Here is a 20,631-nt window from a genome sequence, read left to right as displayed (position 1 = left end):
TGTTTCGAATATTGTGCAATTTATAATTGTCTGGCCAAAGATTCAATAGTTCCATCCTGTTTGGCGAGATTAGATTTTGGTTGGTGACAGGGTGTTTTGGATGGTCTCGCTATTAGCTGAAAAGGCCATATATCTCCACATCAATTCGCGAGACTATGCTTGAAAAATCTTCCTGATTGTTCACAAAATCCATATCGTTGACATCAATAATCAGGAGTTTTCCTTCTTTATAATTTGCTACCCAATCCTGATAATGTTCATTGAGTCCTTTGAGGTAGTCTATTCGTATGGCATTTTCATAATCCCGGCCCCTCAATTCAATATTGTGCACCAGTTTGCCAATGTCAGCCTTCAAATAAATGAGTAAGTCAGGTGCTTTGATAAACTTAATCATGGAGTCAAACAGTGTTCTGTAATTTTGATAATCTCGTTCTTTGAAATAACCCTGTTTGTATAAGCTTTTGGCAAAAATATGAGCATCTTCATAGATTGTTCTGTCCTGGATCACAGTCTTACCTCCGGATCTTACCTTATTTATTTGTTCAAATCGACTATTGAGAAAATAGACCTGCAAATGAAAGCACCACTTGTGCATGTCGTTGTAAAAATCTGTCAGGTATGGATTGTCCTCTACATCTTCAAATTCTGGCTGCCAACGGTAGTGCTTTGCCAGCATTTCGGTAAGCGTTGTTTTTCCGGCACCAATATTACCAGAAACTGCGATATGCATATTTGCATCATTTGCCATAGTATTCGCTCAAAAGATATACAGATTCAAATTTAACGCTTCACTGATTGACAACTTCTATCAACAGGTCTTTTCTTGTTTGAGATAAGTCTTCATGTGTATCAATATCATTCCAATAATGACCTGTAAGGTCAATTATCGAAGACTTTTTGTTTTGAGATAAAAATTGTACTAAATCAGATATCGATCCTTTTTGTTGAAGGATATTTGTTTTCAAGTGAGAAAAAACACTCTTTTTAGCATAAAAAAGACCAGTGTCAAAATAGTTGTAGTCGGTTATTTCTTTTCCAATATTGGAAATAAAACCTTCTTCAGATTTTACTTTGGTTACATCTTCCAGATCTATATGCCTGTTGTGATCGCCTGGCGCATCTACCACCAGTTTCAATTCATCATTGGAAAAGGTCAGTTCAGTTTTTACTTTTTGGAGCAAGGTAAAATCAAAGTAGTGATCTGCCATTGTAAAGAAAAATTCTTCACATTTGACTGATTCTGCAAAATCAGCGGCACATAGCAATGAATGACCATTTTGCAAGGAATAGTCTTTATTGTAAACCACCTGAATGTCAATGTCAGAAGATAAAGTTAGATTTGAAATATACTCCTCCAGCATGTCGTTTCTGTATCCGACAACTATGCAAAATTTAGTAACACCTATTTTTTGAAAAAGGTTGATGTGCCTTTCAAGCAAAGTTTCATTTCCTACTATAGAGAGGGATTTTGGTATGCCATTGTCGAGTCTTATGTTTTTACCTGCAGCCAGAATGATACATACCATAATTAGGATCAATTGTTTTTTGCAATGTTAATCAATTAAGCCTCAACACACCAAGTCCATGGGTTTTCAATCTAAAGATTCAATGCGTTTTGCAAACTTCTTGTCAATGCGTTTTTGTGCCAAAACAATTACAAAGAGGGGAATCAATTTGAGCAGGCAAACAATTAAATACAGATCAAACCTGCCAGCTATACTGAATGCCATTATCAAAGTGCGGTGTGTATTGGTACCACCTACCAATGCCCACCAGAACATCAATGGACCAAATTTTTCCCGATACAATGACTTGAATTCTTTTTTTGTCCCTTTATTGAACGCTTTTTGTTCATACAAATCCCTGGTTGATTCTGAACGGGTGTATAGTAAGTATTGGTTCTGAGTATAATTAATATAGATTAGATGAAGGATCTTTTGAACAAAGGAGTTTCCCCAGTTTTTGTTTTTTACTTCTTGCACTGTTGGGATTTTTGAATCTTTGAATTCTCCAACATAAAGCAGAAAATCACATTTATAGAAATCATAGATAGCGGAACTGTATGTGTGCGAAATGAATCCTGCACTTAATCCTAACAATACAACAGGCCAACCAATATCTCCAAAGAAAAAGTAAGTGCATCCGAAAAAGTAGCAGGAAAGGAAAACGAAATTATCAATAGTACCATCTATTATGCGCCCCATTTCAGTGCCTTGATTTGTCATCCGGGCCAGCTGTCCATCGGTACTATCCAATATGCCGGCAAAAGTGATCAGCAATGATCCGAGCAATGTGATTTGCCAGATGTTTTGGAAGTATAATAGCGCACCTCCGATGATACCAAAAAACAGACTCCACAAAGAAACTTGAGTTGGAGTCATTCGTAGCTTGACTCCCAATTTAGCAAAATAAAGACCAAAAAAACGACTAAATACAAGATCAAAACGCTCCTCTATATCCATTAATTTGATAGTGGTTAGAACTTCAGCATAGTGATTTTTGATATGATTTTGGAGTTTTTGAATCATTAGTATTTTCTTAATTCTTGGGATTGTTAACCGGATGCAAAAGTATTTAATTAGGATACTAATTGTGTTGAACTCAATAGTTAATTCATTGTGAGAATTGGAAAATGCACATATTAAATAGTATTGGTTTCTTTGCTGTTATGCTTTAAAGAATTATAAATAAAAGCCAAAATCCGACAGGAATTTTTCACAATAAAATACTTGAACTGAGTTGAACGATTTTTTCTTATCCCTGATATTGAAAGAAGGGTGCTGTTTTTCAAGTCCGGGATTTTGACATAACGCTCGAAATCAGACACTATTTTTTTATCTCTTGAGACAAGTACAACTTCTTGTTCGAAGTAGTAGCTCACAAAATCAAAATTACTACTGCCACTTATTAAAACTTCGTTATCTACTAAAATGGCTTTGAGGTGAGACATTCTGTTTTGATACAACCACAAGTTGAAGTATCCTTCTAAAACTTCATTTTGAAGCAATGATTTGAACATTGACTTGTTGTTTTGTTTGGGAGAAATAATATTCAATTCTACATTTGGATTGATGTTGTTCTTTATGAAAGTGAGCAACGGATCGGATATATATGGCGAAAAAATATGAATGCTTTTCTGAGCTTCCTTGAGAGATGAAAAGATTTCATCATATTTACTTCGACTTCTCCACCCATCGAGAAAATAAACTTGGGATTCACCTAAGTTGACAGCTTTGTTTTGGTTGATTCCATTAAATGTCTGATTAATGTCATTTCTTAGCTGTTCATTGATTTTATCATCATGTATTTCTATCATCATGTCATGCCACAGAAAATTGTGCTCACTGAAATTGATACCGCCCAGATATGAGATGTCATCTACTACAACTATTTTCTTATGATTTCTAAATGGATATTTTAAGAAGAGAAAACCCAATGGGTTTGTAACCTTTACTTTGATGCCATGTGCTTTTGCTTTTTTTAAGAGGGATCTTGTTTCTTTTACTTCTGTTCTAAAATCTTTGTCGAGAAAATATTTTGGACTGAAAATAAAATGATCATTAATCACAAATTTTGAATAAGAATCTATGCACAAGCGAATATCACTAGCGGTTGATTGAATCAATAAATCGATCAGCCATTTGCCTGTTTTATCTCCTTCAAAAGTCATAGCTTGGACATAGATTACCTCTTTGGCTCCAGGGATGGTCTCTTCTAGTCTTTGCTTGAATGCTTCGGCATCAACCAGTACGCTGTTTTGATTCAAAATGAAGTATTGTTTGATAAAAGGAAGTACAAATAAAGCCAAAACCACGTTCGAATTCTAAAGTAAGGATATTATGTTCGAGATATTGGACTAGTTTTGAGGATTGATTCCTAGACAATGTTAAACTTGATATTTTTAACTTTGCTTTAAGACGAATGTAGTAACTGTTAATCGTTCACCTAAAATGTTGAAATACAAGGCAGACATACGGACACTGGTATTTGTAATATTATACTTTGTTTTCACCACAATAGCCTGGGTGGTTTTTCCTATCATGCCTTGGTATATAAATGCTGTCATAGTTTTGGGAGTTTGTTGGTGGTCTTTCTTTTGCGCAGTTATTGTCCACAATACCATTCACACTCCTATATTCAGATCCAAAACAGCGAATAAAATTTTTCAGGTTGTACTTTCCTTTACCTATGGACATTCAGTAAGTGGCTATGTAGCCGGGCACAACCTGAGCCATCATCAGAATCTTGCTGGTTTAAAAGACATATCTAGAACCAGTAAATTGAGGTTTAAGTGGAATTTCCTAAATCAGGTGTTGTTCTTTTTTATTACAATGTTTGATATTCTGAATGCTGAAAAGCGGTGGGCTCAGAAAATGAAAAAAACTAATCCCAAGTGGTATATACAATACAGAATTGAATTGGGAATAGTTCTGGGTATCAAATTTATACTATTGTTGATTAACTGGCCTGCCGCCTTGCTGTTGATTTTTTTACCTCATGGCTATGCTCAGTGGGGGATAGTAGGTACCAATTACTGGCAGCACGATGGGTGTGACAAAGATCACCCTTACAATCACTCCAGAAATTTCACGAATCCTTTTTTGAATTTCTTTACTTTCAATAATGGTTATCATGGTTTGCATCATGACAGACCTACTTTGCATTGGAGTCTTTTGCCTGAGATTTATGAAAAAGAATTTGCTCCCTATGTTCACCCCAATTTGAACAGGTATTGGTTGTCAGCATACCTTTGGGAAGTTTGTATCTATCCTGGTAAGCGCATTAATTATTTGAATGAAATTATTTCACTGCCTCCAAAAGAACAGGATAAGGATGAAGACTGGGTCAATCAAACCAGTGAGAATGAAAACCTTGTTCATTTAGGAGCAGAAGTTTGATGCTTTGTCTTTTTAGTGAATCAAAATTTTACCTGTTCCTTTTTACCCTGCTGTGCAATCCTATATTGGGATTTGTGATAAATTGATAAATCACATTTGTCCAGGATTTATGGGCAAATAAATGGTCGTAAAAGTCTGGTGCCATTTTTTTTAGTTTCGGTAATCTCGTTCCCGGTATAGTCGGGAAATCATGGTGTTCATTGTGATAACCTACGTTCAAGGCAAACTTATTCAATGGGCCATAATAGCTGTAAGTTTCCTGATCTTCCTTGAAAACATAGTGCTCCGAAATAAAATGACCTGCCAGAGGATGAAGACTCCCAGCCATAAATATAGATACGAGTAAGTAAGTCAACGCACCAAAGCCAACAAAATAAGTGTAAACTGAAATGGCAATCAGTTGAAAAACGATGTTGATATAATGCCATTTTTCAAGCTTTATTTTGTGTACAAACATTGGTCTGAATGCATAAAAAAGAATCTGGTTGGTTGCCCACAGCAGTTTCATTATGCTGCCCCTAAAAGTATTTGCTTCTGCTTCGGTAGGCAGGTCAGTGTCATGTTTTTCGTCACCTTGTTCCCAATGGTGCTTTAAGTGATAGGTTTTGAACGAAATAGCATAAGGTGCAACGATCGGAATATTTGTAATGATAGCAAGCCAATTGTTGTAAGATTTTTTCTTAAAAGCCAAATCGTGAGACAATTCATGTATGGCCAGAAAAATAGTGTGGCTTACAGATGCTCCTATTACATAGGCAATCAATAAATACCAATACCAGGCTAATTCAGCTATAAAAGGCGCACTTACCAACTGAAATATTACCAGCCCCAGTGATTTATACTTCAACCCTTTGTCAATTCCATACAGCTCCCTGACCTCAGGGTGTTTTTCCAGAATTTCCTTTCTTCTGTTAAAGTGTGGCTCTCTTTCCTCAGACCAGTAAAAACCTTTCTTTTCCATTGCAAATTGGCTTGTTAAAAGAGCAAAGATAATACTGTTTTATTTTCTTATAACCGTTGAAGATTTTAATTTCAAAATAGTTCTGATACTCTTTATCAAACACTTCGAAAAAACTCTTTAGGTATTTCAAATATTGAAATTGATGAATTTGTATAATTATGAATACTTTCGCTTTTAGATCGACAGTAGTATGAAGATAGCTCAAGTGTGTCCTTATGACTTTTCCAGGCCGGGTGGTGTCAAAAATCACATCATTGGTCTTACGAATGCTTTAAGAACACATGGATACCAGGTTGACATACTTACGCCTCTGATATCTAATCCCGATGATGAGTTATTAGCCGGAGTGTATCAATTTGGAAAGAAGAAAAGCACTACTTCACGCTCAACAAAAATAGACCTGTCACTTGCTTTGGGTAGCGAAGTGAAAAGATTGAGAGCTCATTTGAAAAAAGAGCAATATGATATTATCCATTACCACAATGGCTGGACTCCTTTTTTGTCATACCAAATCAGGTTCTTAAGTTTTTTTCAGAAAACAAAACATCTGGCTACTTTTCATGACACACCTACTGATAGTTGGATTGGAAAGTATTTGGTGGGTAAAGGTTTAATGCCTTTTGGTGCTTTTGTGATGTCTTTTCTGGGACAAGCTGGCATTTCGGTTTCGTCTTCTCAAAGTAAGTATATTAAAGGTCTTTTTTTCAAACCCATGAATATTATTCCAAATGGGATTGATTTGCAGGTGTATGAAGCGGAACAGGAAATTTCAGAAGAATATAATGATGGAAAATTCAACTTACTTTTTGTAGGTAGGTTGGAACCCAGAAAAGGAGTTTTATATGCTTTGAAAGCATTTGCCTTATTGAAAGGCAGATATGAAGATATACGTCTGATAATCGCAGGAGATGGAGATGGTAAAGAGGAAGCAGAAGCATACGTAAGAGATCAAAAGTTAGATGATGTAGTATTTACAGGATACATAGAAGAAAATGAAAAACTTAAATTGATGAATACTGCCAACGTGTTTTTAGCACCAGCACTTTTTGGTGAAAGCTTTGGTATAGTCTTATTGGAGGCTATGGCAATGGGCATACCCATGGTCGGATTTGGTAATGAGGGATATAAAAATGTCATTAAGGGTGAGTGGCTAGAGTACTTCCCCAAACCCAGGGATTTAGACACTTTTACCAAAAGCCTGGAGAAATTATACTTAAATTCAGATGTCAGAAACAGAATGATAACATGGGGAAGAAAAGAGGTAAAACAATATGATTGGAAGGCAGTAAGCAGCAAAGTACTAAAGGTTTATAAAGAAATTTTGAAATGACTTGTCAGATAGTCTCTTTATTGATTGGGTTTTATTTTGATGTTCTTTTAAACTTTTAGAATTCAGCTACTTGTTAGACTATATTTAGTTATCAATATATTTAAAAACAATGTCTATATATTCAATTATACAAATTGAAAAAAAATTCGTAATTTTATATTTATGAAAAAGAATCAAATAAATCTACTAATAATCCTATTTTGTATTGTTGTAATACACACTTCGTATGGACAGAGTAAATGGGAAAAAATATTGGACAAGGCTGATGATGATTACGAAATAGGAAATTATGAAGATGCCCGATCTACTGTAGATAAGCTAAAAAAAGAGTCTATAAAGTCTTATGGAGCAAATAGCAACTACTTCGCTATGGCTATGGCTCTTGAAGCCAAGTACGATGTTGCTCTGGGCATTCTGAAAAATGTACAGGCTTCACTGGACTCTGCTATACAAATGAGTGAGGGAGTAAGTGGAGTCGGCTCACTTGAACATGCATTTATATTAAAAGATGCCAGTCAGGTCATGATACTATATGGAGACTTTCAACAGGCAGGAGCTTATTTGGAAGATAGCTATAAAGTAATAAAAGAGCAGGGAGGGCTCAATGAAGATATACAGGCATCATTCGATGTAATGAAAGCTGAAATTTTAGTTGGTAAAGGGTTTAATAAAGATGCTCTTACTCTTATTAATGGTAGCTTGGAATACTATAGAGGAAGAACGTTGGATGTTGATGATTTAAAGAAAAAACAAATCAGAGAGCGTCTGAGGGACTATGCCAGAATGATGATGTTCAAAGGAAATGCATTTAGGAAAATGGGAAATTACCTGAGTGCAGATTCGGCTTTTGTTTTTGCGAATGAATGGATTTTGGATAACCTCAAAAAGTCTGATATACTATACAGTGCCAACCAGTTTTACAACACCCTTCTTTTGGAACAAAATGGTATGGAAGTAGGAGCTGTTGTTGATAAATATGAACAAGCGTACTTGCATACAGTTAGGAAATATGCCCCTTCTCATTATATCACTATAATGATTCAGGAAAGGCTTATTAAGAGCTATATGAAGAATGATAACAAAGTGAAACTTAGGAACATGGAAACAGAGTTTCGAAAGACCATAAAAAAGGACTATGGAACTAAGAGTATTAATGGAATCATTCTTGAAACTCTGGACTATGATGTGTTGTCCGGAGGCAGGGACAGAGGGCTGGAAAATAAAGTAATGAAGTTTCTTGCCACAGATAATGTAATTCCAAAATACCACTCCAAAAGGATTGACCTGTTAGAGTTTGCTAATAAAGTGGCATTAATTAATGGCCGAAATGAAAACTCCTATAATTACCTTCAGCAGATATTGGAAATAAAGAAAGAGCTATATGGAGAAGACTCTCCTGAGTATAGTTTGACCAAAGTTAAGATGGCTAATTATTTGGTTGACTATACAGATGATTTTGATCAGGCTGCTGAAATATATCAAAAGAATTTTAGAGAGATATTGGAGAAAGAGATCACTCCTGGCCATGTGGATTATGTAGAAATACTTGATCATCTGGCTCTCTTTTATGAAGAAAATGATGAATACGCAAAAGCTAATGAAATCCTCAATATTTCATTGGAAACGGCCAGGAGGAAATATGACAATTTGGATATTGCTTATGCTGTAGAGTTGGATAAAATTGCCAACCTCCAATTAGAAATAGGCGAATATGCAAAAGCAGAGGCAAATATATTGGAAGCCATTACGATTTTAAAAAGCAGAAAAGATGAATTTTCGGAAGCATATTTTGCACAGGCTTTGATTACTGAAGCTACCTTGTTAGCCCTTAAAGGAGAATATGATGCAGCTGAAAATGATATCATCTATTCTGAAAAGATACAGGCACGGGGTATCAAAACAGTGGAATCTGCGGCTATTGATACTGGAGATGAATTGGCTGAGGTATATCTTGATATTGGTAGATACAGAGATGCCGAAACTATTCTTGTAGGAATCTTAAAAAAGAGGAGAAGACAATTTGGTGAGAATAATCGTCACCTGACTGAACCACTTGTGTTGAGTTCTCGGCACAAAATGATAGTAGGTGAGTATTCAGAGGCTGAAAAATTGGCCAGAGATGCTTACAATATTGGTGTTACGACTTTTGGAGAGAATTCCACCAAAGTCACTCCTGCCGCCATGCAGTTGGCTAAAGTATATACTACTTTAGGGGATTATGTGAAGGCCGAAACGTTACTGGAGAACGTCATTGAAATAAGAACCAAGCAGTTTGGAGAGCAACATGTAGATGTGGCACGAGCTATCTCAGAATTAGCACTGGTAAAATACTATAAGGATGATGATGTCTATGAGATAGAAGATTTGTTTTTGAAAGCAGAAAAGATTATTGGCAAAAATCTGGGTGGTTCCAACCCGTATTATGCAGAAATATTAAAAAACCTGGCAATAGTATATATAGCGGAAAAGAAATATGCTGACGCAAATAGGATGCTAAATACATCAGGTAGGATTTGGGAAAAGAGAATTGGGAAAAGAAATAATATTAATGCTGCCACGATCAATATTTTAAAAGGAGACATTTTATATGCTCAAAAAAAATATGATGAAGCGGATGATTTTTACCATAATGCCAGAAAATTGTATGAGGGTTTTTTCAGCGATCAACATCCCGAGTATGTAAAAGTCCTTTCCAAATTGAGTAAAACCTATTTCATGCAAGGTAATCCTAAGAAAGCCCAGGATGCACTGGAAGAAGTTTTGGGCAATTACAATAATTTCATAAAAGATTATTTTCCTGCTTTGAGTGAAAGAGAAAAGGCTAAGTTTTGGAATACAATCAAACAGGACTATGAATTTTACAATACGCTTGTGATTAACTACAGCAAGAATACTGATTTGATAGGTTCGCTATACAACAATGCACTTTTAACCAAAGCATTGTTGTTAAATTCCTCTATTAAAATTAGACAGCAAATACAAAGTAGTGGAGATGAAGGGTTGATTCAGTTGTATAGTGATTGGGAAGCCAAAAAGGAACTACTAACCCGTGCGATTGCCATGAGTGCATCTCAACTAGCTGAAGCGGGTATCGATCCGAATTCAGTGCAAAAAGAAGTAGAAACCCTCGAAAAACAGTTAAGCGAAAAGTCATCAGGATTTTCTTCTGAGTTTGACAATCAGCCTGTGACATGGGAGAAAGTGAAAAATGCACTGAAACCGGGAGAAATAGCACTTGAGATGGTTCGGTTTAGAGTATTCAATCATCATTTCACAGACTCTGTGATGTACGCAGTAATGTATGTGAAAAATGACAATAGCAAGAGCAAACCTGGATTGATATTGTTGAAAAATGGAGAAGAATTAGAGAAAAAATACTTGAAGTATTACCGAAATATTATGAAATTCAAGTTGCCTGATGAACGGTCTTATGAAAATTTCTGGAAACCAATAGAACTTGTTATCGGAGAACCATCCACCATATATTTGTCAGCAGACGGTGTGTACAATCAAATTAATATTGAATCTATTGAACTGGCAGATGGTAGTTTCCTTTTGGATAAGTCCAATATAGTACTTGTCAGTAATACCAAAGATTTATACACCAATAAAGTAAGGTCAAATATAGTTCAGGATGCCAATGTGGCTATGATGTTTGGAGACCCGATATTTTATGTATCATCTGATCCCGGACAATGGGCTGGAGAGGCCAGTCAACATAGAGGTGGAAATCCTGATGTTATTGGCAGGCTGCCAGGCACTGAAGAGGAAATTAAAAATCTTAAAGCCCTGCTGAGAGAAAGTGGTTGGGTTACGGAAGATTATACCAATACAGATGCAACCGAAGAGAAAGTAAAAAACATTGACAACCCTAAAATATTTCATATAGCTACTCATGGGTTTTTCCAACCCAATGCAGAATTGAATTCTGAAGATATTGGCCTGAAAGAAAACCTGGTGGCAGAAAACCCCTTGTTGAAAACAGGACTCCTTTTGGTTGGGGCGGGTGACATCTTGAACCAGACCACTTCCAATTTTAATTTGGACGATGGAATTCTTACTGCCTATGAAGCAATGAATATGAAGTTGGATAAAACAGAGCTTGTGGTTTTGAGTGCTTGTGAGACGGGATTGGGAGAGATAGAAGCAGGAGAGGGCGTTTATGGTTTGCAGCGTGCTTTCCTTGTAGCCGGAGCTAAAACGATCATCATGAGTTTGTTCAAAGTCTCGGATGAAGCCACTCAGAAGTTGATGATTCAGTTCTATAAAAACTGGCTACAGACTGGCAACAAACGCCAGTCTTTCATAGATGCTAAAAAGACAATAAGAGAAGAATTTGTAGACCCAATCTATTGGGGGCCATTCATTATGATTGGGTTGAATTGAGATCATCCAAAAAACTGATAAATAATATTCAATATTGATGTTATGTAAAATAGAGTGATCTATCAGAAAGGTGTCCCATGAAAACCACACATTTACCAGTCATGTAAAATTCAGGATTTTTATTGCATTAATTTTTCGTTGGCCAGAAATTTGTTCAACATTGATTTTTTTTAAATTAAAAAGCCAGCAGATGCGAAAAAGCCAACATTTTCTTACAAGAATAGCAATTTTATCATTCCTTATTATTATTTCCGGATACTTGTATGCCCAGGATAAGCAGGGCAACATTGTTCAATATTTTGGAAAGGAAAAAGTAGAAGAAATCAATGAAGGAGAAGTCCTGCATCTTTTCAAAGAAGGACTGGTTCTAAAGAAAAATGGAGACCGTTTCAGTTCCAATTCAGTTCTTAGTGACCCACTTTTTGCACGGATTCTTAGTGATGGGTCGAGTGGTATTTCAGAAGGAATAGAGGAAGCTTCCGAGAACGGGTTGAAATGGGAGAAGATAGAAGTAGGAGATAAGAATGACTTTGACGACAGAAGCCTTCGTTCGGGGTATTTGTATTTGGAATACAATTCTAAATCAGCTCAAACCGTATTGTTTGAGGCTTCTGGGCATACTATGGTCATGATCAATGGCATGCCTCATGAAGGAGATCATTACGATTTTGGTTGGAACCTGATCCCCCTGCAATTGAAGAAGGGTAAGAATGAATTTATAATGTCTGGAGGTCGGTTTCCAAAAATGCGTGCCAGGCTATTGAAAGCCAACAAATCTGTTGGTTTTACCAAAAGGGATTTGACATTGCCTGATATGCTCGTTGAAGAAAACGAATCACTTTTAGGTGCTATTCGGGTTATGAATACCAATAAAAACTGGTTCAAAGGTGGAAGCATCGTTTGCAATATCAATGGTTCAGAGCTTAAATCGCCAATACCTGCGGTATCGCCACTAAACGTACGGAAAATACCATTTTCTATACCAGTACCTAAGGATTTGCAAAGTGAAGGCAAAGTACAAGCTGTAGTGTCTTTAAAAGACAAGTCAGGCAGAGTACTTGATACAGACACCATTCAACTGGCTGTCAAATCCAAATACAAGCACCACAAGAATACTTTTATCAGTGATGTTGATGGCAGTGTTCAATACTATAGTGTAGCTCCTTCACTGGATCAGGACACTGAAAACCAAGCCATGTTTTTGTCAGTGCATGGTGCTTCTGTAGAAGCAGTCAATCAGGCTAATGCATACCAGCAAAAAGATTGGGGGCACTTGGTTGCACCAACAAACCGCAGGCCATTTGGCTTTGCCTGGGAAGACTGGGGAAGGCTGGATGCTTTAGAAGTGTTGTCACACTCAGAAAAGCTATTGAAAACTGATCCACAACATACTTATTTGACTGGTCATTCGATGGGAGGTCATGGTACATGGTATCTGGGTGCAACTTATCCCGATCGTTTTGCAGCCATTGCTCCTTGTGCGGGTTATCCTGATTTATTAGAGTACAGACAAAGTTTTGTGAGAAGAATGCGAGACAGGCCTGAAGAAGATTTTGTCAGGTTTGGTACCACCAAGGCAGAATTTCTGAAAAGGGCAGCAGGACCCACTTTTGACAATAATAATGAAGTGTTATTAGATTCGATGATCAGGAGGGCAGGCAACCCTAGCCGTACATTGAAGCTGAAACGCAACTATCTACACCACGGTGTGTATGTGTTGCATGGAGAAAAAGACACTGTTGTTCCTACTTTTTTGGCGAGAGATATGCGTGAGCGTTTGGGGAAATACCATGCGGATTTTGCTTATTATGAATATCCGAATGGAACGCATTGGTATGGAAATCATAGTGTAGATTGGAAACCAATTTTTGATTTTTTCCAGGACAGGAGTATAAAAGAATCGCAAGATATTGAGAAAATAGAATTTCATACGGCATCTCCCGGAGTATCAGCCACTTCTCATTTTGTTACTATTGTGCAGCAAGAAAAACCTTTTGAAATTAGTTCCTTTACTTTTGAAAGGAAGAAAGACCAAGCTGTAATGGGTACCGAGAATGCCGAAAGTCTTGCAATTGATCTTAAAGAAATGGCTGTAGCAAACGACACCATCTTGATTGATGATCAGGAAGTGATTGTTTCTAAAGATGACAATGCGGTGTATTTGAAAAAGACAGAAGGGCTTTGGGATATCGTGGAAGCCACTTATTCTAAAGAGAAAAGTCCACAAAGAAATGGTGGTTTCAAAGATGCATTCAGACATAAAATGGTTTTTGTGTATGCGTCCAAAGGCTCTAAGGAAGAAAATGAATGGTACTACAATCGGACACTATTTGATGCTGAGAAGTTTTGGTATCGGGCGAATGGAAATGTAGAAATAGTGAAAGATACTGAATTCCGTACTTCTAATTATGTCGATCAGAATGTCATTCTTTATGGCAATAAAGATAATAATGCAGCCTGGGATGTATTGTTGAAAAATTCTCCAATACAAGTCTCAAACAATCAAATGATAATAGGAGATAAAACATTGACCGGAGATCAATGGGGTAGCTATTTTATTTACCCAAGACCTGACAGCAATATCGCTAGTATAGGTGTAGTAACTGCTACAGGAAAGAAGGGAATGAAAGGAGCTTATGCCAATGACTATCTGGTAAATGGTACTACTTTTCCTGATGTCTTTGTTTTTGACCACACGATGATGAAAAACGGTATTTCAGGCGTAAAATGTAGTGGCTTCTTTGGAAACAACTGGTCTGTAGAGGCTGGGGATTTTATATGGAGGGATTGATTAAGTATATCTCCGACTGGTTTTATTAAGGTTTGTATATATTTGGCAGGTAAAGTTATATAATCAACAAAACATGCAATTATTAAAAAAACTGTCGCTTTTATCTTTACTGGTTTTTGTTACACAGGTAATTTATGCACAAACCAGTACTCCTTCTTTTTTTAGCAGCAATATGGTATTGCAGCAGGATGAAGAAGTAGCCATTTGGGGAAATGATGACCCAAAAGCTTCTGTAGAAGTATCAGGAAGTTGGGGTGAAACCGTATTAGTTAAGACCAACAAAGAAGGGAAATGGAAGGTGAAATTAAAGACACCAATAGCAGGAGGCCCCTACACAGTTACTATAAAAGGAAGCAAGACGATTACACTTGAAAATGTTTTGATTGGAGAGGTTTGGATTTGTTCGGGGCAGTCGAATATGGAAATGCCCCTCAAAGGATACAAAAACCAACCAATAAATGGGAGCAATGAGGAAATTCTTTATTCTACCAATGACAGGATCAGATTGTTCAATACAGAACGTACTACCAGCCTGAAACCGGAAGAAGATGTGCCAGGTAAATGGTTGCTTTCTGAGCCAAATTCTGTTGGTGAATTCAGTGCAACTGCTTATTTTTTTGCTAAAAAATTGGAAAACATTCTTGATGTTCCCATTGGCTTAATAGAGACTTCCTGGGGAGGATCAACGGCTGAGGCTTGGGTAGATGAGAATACAATTGAGGAATTTGAAAACCTTAATGTTCCAAATGAAATTCCGGAAAAAGGAGTCAATCAATCTCCAACACTTCTGTACAATGCCATGATAAATCCTTTTGTTGGATACAATATAAAAGGTGTTATTTGGTATCAGGGTGAGTCCAATCGCAACCGATCCGAAGAATACAAAAAGTTATTTCCGGCAATGATAGGACTTTGGAGAGAAAAATGGCAACAGGAATTCCCATTCTATTTTGTACAAATTGCTCCTTATGGATATAATGGAGGTGTCAATTCTGCATTTATTCGCGAATCACAATTGTATGCTATGCAAAACGTATCTAATACAGGGATGGCTGTTACTATGGATATTGGAGATTGTGATTATATTCATCCCAGAGAAAAGAAATTGGTTGGTGAGAGGCTGGTTTATTGGGCTTTGGCTAAAACTTACAATATTGGAGGAGTTGCTTATAGTGGTCCGGTATATAAATCCTCTGAAAAAGCCAACGATGGGAGAATGGTGTTAACATTCGATTATGCTCCTAATGGATTGTCTTCATTTGGTAATGAACTAACAGGGTTTCAAATAGCAGGGGAGGACAAAACTTTTTTTCCTGCAAGGGCAAGAATCAATGGCAACAAAACCATAACGGTATGGTCAGATGCGGTAAAAAATCCAGTATCTGTAAGATATGCCTTTGACAACTGTACAACTGGCAGCCTCTACAATGTAGAAGGTTTACCAGCTTCATCTTTTAGAACAGACAATTGGGATCAATAAACCCCAATTGTCTGTGTTACTGTCTCACAAATTACTTCAATTCGTAAGCGGCTACTGTATTTCCAAAGAAAGTAGGCACTAATAGCAGGTTTTTGGCTGCTATGAATTCAATATCAGCTGAGTTTAACTTTTCAGTTTTTGTGTCCAGTAGCTTTGATTTACTTCCATCAGCTTTTACAAAATAGACTTCACCATTCCAGTTAGAAACCATGTAATCATTTCCAACTGGTACCAGGCCATCACCTCCTTTTAGCCCTGTACTGGTGATATCAATGGCTTTAGAAGCTATATCTATACTCATGAAATTTCCACTTCCAAAGGCTGCTACCATCATTTTTCCTCCCTGGCTTAGTAGTCCATTTGGTCCGCCAAAATCATCCTGCTCCATCCATGTAGACATAAGATTGTCTTTGTAAGTAAAGATTTTATTCCCTCTGCTGTCTGATAAATAAACAGTGCCATCATTGGATGTTGTGATGTCATTTAGGAATACACTTCCGTCAACTGGGATTCGATCTGTTATTGAACCGGATTTGGTATCGATTGCTACCAGTTCATCTATATTGGTTACATATAGATTGCTACCAACCATACCCATGCCTTTGGGAGCATCTATGTTTTCTACCCATCTCAATTCCAGTATCTCACCACTGGTAGATACTTTGGATATGAATCCGTCATTGTCTTGTGCATCAGGTGGTACACCTCCAATATTGGATACATAGAGAACGTCGTTTGATTTATCATAGAATACGGATTCACAAGTAGTTAGAAGTGTATCGGTTTCCCATATTTTGGTCAGGCTTTTTTTCTCGATTGTTTCTTTTGTAGAACTGGTTTCTTCTTTGTTTGAATCTTTCTTTTCTGTTTTACAACCTATGATTAAGGTACATAAGGTTAGAAGTACTAAATAGGATAGAGGTTTCATTTTTCTTAAAGTTTTAGATTTGATTGATCAATTTAAGAAAAGGTACACAAAAAAAGAAGCTGTCTCGTTTTATATTGAGACAGCTTCTTTAAAATTATTTTGAGTTTTTCAGGACTTAGTTACTTAAGCCATTTTTGATTAGAAAATCATCATATAGTGTTTTGAAATCTTCTACCTCGGGAGAAAGTTCAATTGCTTCTTCATATTTGGTCAAAGCATCTAAAAGCAGATTGTTTTCTTCATAGAATGATGCATATATCAATTTATTAAGAGGAGTGTCATCTGACACTTCTGCTTTCAATACTTCAAGATTGTCATTGATGGCTTTTGCATCATCAGAAGACATCCTTTTGATACCATAATCAGAAGATTTCAATTCGTCATTTCCTTTTACCTGAACATTGAAAATCACAAGCCTTTCACTTGAAAGATTTTCATCATCAAGGTTTAGCTTAATACTTGTTTTTTGTGTTTCAGCTTTAAATATTTGCTCATCAAAGATGTTTTTAACAGTAACAACATAACTCGCACCATCTTCTGCACCAGACCATCTTACAATAGTGTTAGGATTTAAAACATCAATAGAACTAGGAAGCATTACTTTTATGGAAGCATTGTTGGTGGCTCTTTCTACCGCCCCGGTTGCCTTCATGTTTCTTCTGTAATTTTTATTAATGTCTTCATCATCTTCGTTCATTTTGTTCATTACAAATTGAGCATACCTGTTGGCAACATCAGTTTTGGAAGAGGCTAATTTTTTTTCCAAGTCTGTTATTTTAGTAGTACCTGCTGTACGTACTTCTATGGTCTTTCCTGTTTTGTGCATAAGCCCGATATAGGCACCATTTGCTGCAATGATCTCATCCCCACTGTTTAGTGTAGCACCAGTTTTCAGAAGACTGGTTTCTCCATTTGAAGCTCTTTTCACTTGATTAGCACCTTTGTTTGCTAATACTCTGAATATATACCCCTGACCAAGAGCTGTGCAAGTCAGAAACAAAAGAAGAGTTGCTGTAAACAATAAATTTTTCATGATCCTATTTGTTAAATATTTATATACAAAATTACAATTTTTTCAGTTTAGTGAGTTCTCTGCGACCTTCTTTGGTAAAAAGGTTTTTGATAACTCCAAAATATATCTCTAAGAGGTCTCCGCTCAATAGTATTGCTATAATCGCCAGGTTGAATTCGAGCTTATAATCATAGAAGTTGAACACATAAACTACCATTGAAAATAATGCCAGGGCTTCTAAAAGCTGAATCAATTTTGTTAACCCATCGTACCACTTAGGTACTACCTTATAGATGTAACAGAAGGCGGTGACATTTAGATACAACAAAAAGAATGCCCAAAAATATGACCAGTTGTCACTCATGCTGTCGATGTAATTCTCATTTAGTATCATAGAGAGTGCATTGGCATGTACCACACCGCCAAACATGTCTGCATGAGCCTTTCCTGTGTATTTAGCATTCAATGGAGTGAAATACTTATCTTCAAGGGCTTGTCTGTCGCCGAGGTAATTTCCAAGGAAACAAAAAATAACTATTTTTCCTTCTATTAAGTCAGGCACAAAATTTTGGTTGTAAACATCCTGAACATCTAGAGCAAAATAAGTAGTGCCAAATTTGGTAGCTCCATAATCAAATACGTTTCCTTTATAGTTGATTATTTCAACATCATTTCCACGCTTTAAAAACTTCTCTGCTTTTTCAGGTGCAAACTCCATTGCTAATTTTACGGATAAAGCGTATTCCATTTTTCCATTTACCATTTCTCTTGGGGCAAACGTTCTACAGTTTTTTAAATCCTCTTGTGTAGATGCACCAGTAATGAAGTTGGCGAACGCAGTTTGGGCATGTTGATTGAACCTGGAGTGCGAAAGACCTAAAGAATCGAATTGATCATCTTCATCCGTATTCTCAAGTTTACTTACCAATATGAGATTTTCAACAGATGCAAAAGCTTCTTCCAGCAACTGGTCACCGATGGAATCTTTAGGGTTTTTGAAAAAAGTATCTACTCCTACAACTTTAGGGTTAAACTGGTTTATAATACTAATCATATAAGCAATTCCTGCCCTGTTTTCTGTACCAATATTTACTAATACAATGTCTTCTTCGGCAGTTGGTGCCTGTCGAATTTGAGAAAATACAATGTCAGTGGTTTCCATATCGGCAAAAGCATCACCAATAGGATCCAGAACATCAAAAATCTTAAAGTATGTGAGTCGGGAAAAACCAAGCATTAACAACAATATAAATATTGTTCCCAGAATAGTATCAAGCCAAAATTTCTTAAACATAGTATGTTTGTTAGGTTGTTAGATTAAAGTTTTTTGAACAACCTTAGTGATATCAAAATTAGTAAAATATAATTTATTATTGATATAAAACAATTTATACTCGACGAACTAAGGATATTCATCCACAAACTAATGAATTTTGAAGAAAAGATTATATTGTTGAATGACAATGTATAATTAGATTTTGGTCAGGAGGTAAAAATGAATTGATTTTTTCGTGTGCCAATTAACTCATTGTTTTAATATAGATGGCGAGCGGGTGATACAAGTCAGGATTTATAAATTATCATAAAATTGAAAAATAACAGGCAGTCCGTTGATTATTACATCAAGGGTATTTTAAAAGGAGATAAATTTATATTGAGTAAGTCTATCACAATAATAGAGAGTAGCCTCCCGGAGGATGTGGACTTATCAATAAAAATATTGAATGGAATCTCAGGAAAATCCGGAATTTCGAAGCGTATCGGAATAACGGGAGTGCCGGGTGTGGGGAAAAGTACTTTTATTGAAGCCTTTGGCGGTTATTTGATATCAAAAGGAAATAAAGTGGCAGTGCTGGCTATTGATCCTACGAGTAGCAAGACTGGCGGAAGTATTTTGGGAGATAAAACCAGAATGAATGACCTGAGTAGGAACGAAAATGCATTTATACGTCCGAGTCCTGCTAATAATACTTTAGGGGGTGTTTCAGATCATACACGTGAAAATATACTTCTTTGCGAGGCGGCAGGATATGATGTTATAATTGTTGAGACGGTAGGGGTAGGCCAGTCGGAAACCTTGGTCAGAGGGATGGTGGATTTCTTTTTGTTGCTTATGTTGCCTGGAGCAGGTGATGATCTTCAGGGAATGAAAAAAGGAATAATGGAAATGGCTGACGGTATAGTAATCAATAAGGCTGATGGAGATAATATTTATTCTTCTAATCAGGCGCAATTGAATTATCAAAGTGCTTTGCATCTGTTTTCTGTGTCAGAATCAGGTTGGATACCAAGAGTTATAACTTGTTCATCAGTTAATAAATCGGGTATTAAAGAGGTTTGGGAAATGATCCTTGATCATTACAGGTTGTTAGAAGGAAATGGTTATTTAAAGAAACTTCGAATTGCTCAAAATGTTGATTGGTTTAGAGGGCAAATTTCTCAAGAGCTGGTCAATAAGATTTTTGAAAATGAAGCGTACGTAGAGTTAAGGAAACAACTTGAACATCAGGTGTCTTCTGAAGTTTTGAATCCAAAGGAAGCATTAACTATTTTATTCAATAAAATTTTTTCTAGGAGATAGCAACCTTAGCTATCCCGCTAATCTTGTCAGACCAAATGGATCACAATTGATGTTTGGTCTTATAAATCGGTAAGTACTGCTTTATTGCTCTCTCATATCTTGCATCCATATCACTCAATTTGTTGAGTAAATGGAGTGGATTACTCCATTTTACACAAGTTTTGATCCTGCTTTTTTATTGATGATCTCTGTTTCTTTTGATTATACTGAAAACCATTCGTCTACATTAATTTAATTTTTGACTTTCTATGATGTCAGTTCACC

14 protein-coding genes are annotated in these 20,631 nt (G+C 36.4%); 6 read left to right on the top strand and 8 right to left on the bottom strand.

Annotated features, from left to right (window positions below):
* Positions 1-112 precede the first annotated feature (112 nt).
* From AAOP42_RS14135 to AAOP42_RS14120, 4 genes are all read right to left on the bottom strand, one after another.
* A complete protein-coding gene (locus tag AAOP42_RS14135; RefSeq protein WP_349529249.1) occupies positions 113-730 on the bottom strand; it encodes a deoxynucleoside kinase in 618 nt (205 codons plus the stop codon).
* A 58-nt stretch (positions 731-788) separates the two neighbouring features.
* The gene (locus AAOP42_RS14130) at positions 789-1,526 is read right to left on the bottom strand and encodes a phosphocholine cytidylyltransferase family protein (protein WP_349529184.1); all 738 of its coding nucleotides are present in this window, start codon (positions 1,524-1,526) and stop codon (positions 789-791) included.
* 66 nt (positions 1,527-1,592) lie between these two features.
* A complete protein-coding gene (locus tag AAOP42_RS14125) occupies positions 1,593-2,528 on the bottom strand; it encodes a CDP-alcohol phosphatidyltransferase family protein (RefSeq protein ID WP_349529183.1) in 936 nt (311 codons plus the stop codon).
* A gap of 113 nt (positions 2,529-2,641) precedes the next feature.
* Positions 2,642-3,766, bottom strand: coding sequence for a phospholipase D-like domain-containing protein (locus AAOP42_RS14120; RefSeq protein ID WP_349529182.1), 1,125 nt, complete (start codon positions 3,764-3,766; stop codon positions 2,642-2,644).
* Between the two features lie 184 nt (positions 3,767-3,950).
* Here AAOP42_RS14120 and AAOP42_RS14115 point away from each other — a divergent pair, with 184 nt between their 5' ends.
* Entirely contained in the window at positions 3,951-4,898 is a 948-nt protein-coding gene (locus AAOP42_RS14115) for a fatty acid desaturase family protein (RefSeq protein ID WP_349529181.1), read from the top strand.
* Positions 4,899-4,926: 28 nt separating this feature from the next.
* Here the strand turns inward: AAOP42_RS14115 and AAOP42_RS14110 are convergent, their stop codons facing one another.
* Positions 4,927-5,859, bottom strand: coding sequence for a fatty acid desaturase (locus AAOP42_RS14110; protein ID WP_349529180.1), 933 nt, complete (start codon positions 5,857-5,859; stop codon positions 4,927-4,929).
* A 190-nt stretch (positions 5,860-6,049) separates the two neighbouring features.
* Between AAOP42_RS14110 and AAOP42_RS14105 the strand changes: the two genes are divergently transcribed.
* The 4 genes from AAOP42_RS14105 to AAOP42_RS14090 all read left to right on the top strand — a co-directional run bounded on the left by AAOP42_RS14105 (position 6,050) and on the right by AAOP42_RS14090 (position 15,846).
* Positions 6,050-7,189 (top strand): glycosyltransferase family 4 protein, encoded by a 1,140-nt coding sequence (locus tag AAOP42_RS14105; protein WP_349529179.1) that lies wholly within the window; start codon positions 6,050-6,052, stop codon positions 7,187-7,189.
* A gap of 162 nt (positions 7,190-7,351) precedes the next feature.
* The gene (locus AAOP42_RS14100) at positions 7,352-11,575 is read left to right on the top strand and encodes a CHAT domain-containing protein (protein ID WP_349529178.1); all 4,224 of its coding nucleotides are present in this window, start codon (positions 7,352-7,354) and stop codon (positions 11,573-11,575) included.
* Positions 11,576-11,765: 190 nt separating this feature from the next.
* Positions 11,766-14,366 (top strand): carboxylesterase family protein, encoded by a 2,601-nt coding sequence (locus AAOP42_RS14095; protein WP_349529177.1) that lies wholly within the window; start codon positions 11,766-11,768, stop codon positions 14,364-14,366.
* Between the two features lie 73 nt (positions 14,367-14,439).
* The gene (locus AAOP42_RS14090) at positions 14,440-15,846 is read left to right on the top strand and encodes a sialate O-acetylesterase (protein WP_349529176.1); all 1,407 of its coding nucleotides are present in this window, start codon (positions 14,440-14,442) and stop codon (positions 15,844-15,846) included.
* Between the two features lie 31 nt (positions 15,847-15,877).
* On the opposite strand, the gene AAOP42_RS14085 is transcribed toward AAOP42_RS14090, so the two are convergent.
* From AAOP42_RS14085 to AAOP42_RS14075, 3 genes are all read right to left on the bottom strand, one after another.
* A complete protein-coding gene (locus AAOP42_RS14085; RefSeq protein WP_349529175.1) occupies positions 15,878-16,774 on the bottom strand; it encodes a gluconolaconase in 897 nt (298 codons plus the stop codon).
* A 115-nt stretch (positions 16,775-16,889) separates the two neighbouring features.
* Positions 16,890-17,807 (bottom strand): hypothetical protein, encoded by a 918-nt coding sequence (locus AAOP42_RS14080; protein ID WP_349529174.1) that lies wholly within the window; start codon positions 17,805-17,807, stop codon positions 16,890-16,892.
* Between the two features lie 31 nt (positions 17,808-17,838).
* The gene (locus AAOP42_RS14075) at positions 17,839-19,080 is read right to left on the bottom strand and encodes a CHASE2 domain-containing protein (RefSeq protein ID WP_349529173.1); all 1,242 of its coding nucleotides are present in this window, start codon (positions 19,078-19,080) and stop codon (positions 17,839-17,841) included.
* A 294-nt stretch (positions 19,081-19,374) separates the two neighbouring features.
* Between AAOP42_RS14075 and meaB the strand changes: the two genes are divergently transcribed.
* Positions 19,375-20,367 (top strand): methylmalonyl Co-A mutase-associated GTPase MeaB, encoded by a 993-nt coding sequence (gene meaB, locus AAOP42_RS14070; RefSeq protein WP_349529172.1) that lies wholly within the window; start codon positions 19,375-19,377, stop codon positions 20,365-20,367.
* Positions 20,368-20,631: the final 264 nt, after the last annotated feature.

It is taken from the genome of Reichenbachiella sp. MALMAid0571 (assembly GCF_040151475.1).
GTDB lineage: Bacteria > Bacteroidota > Bacteroidia > Cytophagales > Cyclobacteriaceae > CAXBNB01.
The sequence above is the reverse complement of the archived record's forward strand: the minus strand, read 5'-3'. Positions and strand labels throughout refer to the sequence as shown.

Coding starts and splice junctions, on each gene's coding strand:
- AAOP42_RS14080 (WP_349529174.1), bottom strand. CDS start 17,807: ATGAAAAATTTATTGTTTACAGCAACTCTTCTTTTGTTTCTGACTTGC.
- AAOP42_RS14135 (WP_349529249.1), bottom strand. CDS start 730: ATGCATATCGCAGTTTCTGGTAATATTGGTGCCGGAAAAACAACGCTT.
- AAOP42_RS14105 (WP_349529179.1), top strand. CDS start 6,050: ATGAAGATAGCTCAAGTGTGTCCTTATGACTTTTCCAGGCCGGGTGGT.
- AAOP42_RS14085 (WP_349529175.1), bottom strand. CDS start 16,774: ATGAAACCTCTATCCTATTTAGTACTTCTAACCTTATGTACCTTAATC.
- AAOP42_RS14100 (WP_349529178.1), top strand. CDS start 7,352: ATGAAAAAGAATCAAATAAATCTACTAATAATCCTATTTTGTATTGTT.
- AAOP42_RS14130 (WP_349529184.1), bottom strand. CDS start 1,526: ATGGTATGTATCATTCTGGCTGCAGGTAAAAACATAAGACTCGACAAT.
- AAOP42_RS14095 (WP_349529177.1), top strand. CDS start 11,766: ATGCGAAAAAGCCAACATTTTCTTACAAGAATAGCAATTTTATCATTC.
- AAOP42_RS14075 (WP_349529173.1), bottom strand. CDS start 19,080: ATGTTTAAGAAATTTTGGCTTGATACTATTCTGGGAACAATATTTATA.
- AAOP42_RS14090 (WP_349529176.1), top strand. CDS start 14,440: ATGCAATTATTAAAAAAACTGTCGCTTTTATCTTTACTGGTTTTTGTT.
- AAOP42_RS14125 (WP_349529183.1), bottom strand. CDS start 2,528: ATGATTCAAAAACTCCAAAATCATATCAAAAATCACTATGCTGAAGTT.
- AAOP42_RS14110 (WP_349529180.1), bottom strand. CDS start 5,859: ATGGAAAAGAAAGGTTTTTACTGGTCTGAGGAAAGAGAGCCACACTTT.
- AAOP42_RS14115 (WP_349529181.1), top strand. CDS start 3,951: ATGTTGAAATACAAGGCAGACATACGGACACTGGTATTTGTAATATTA.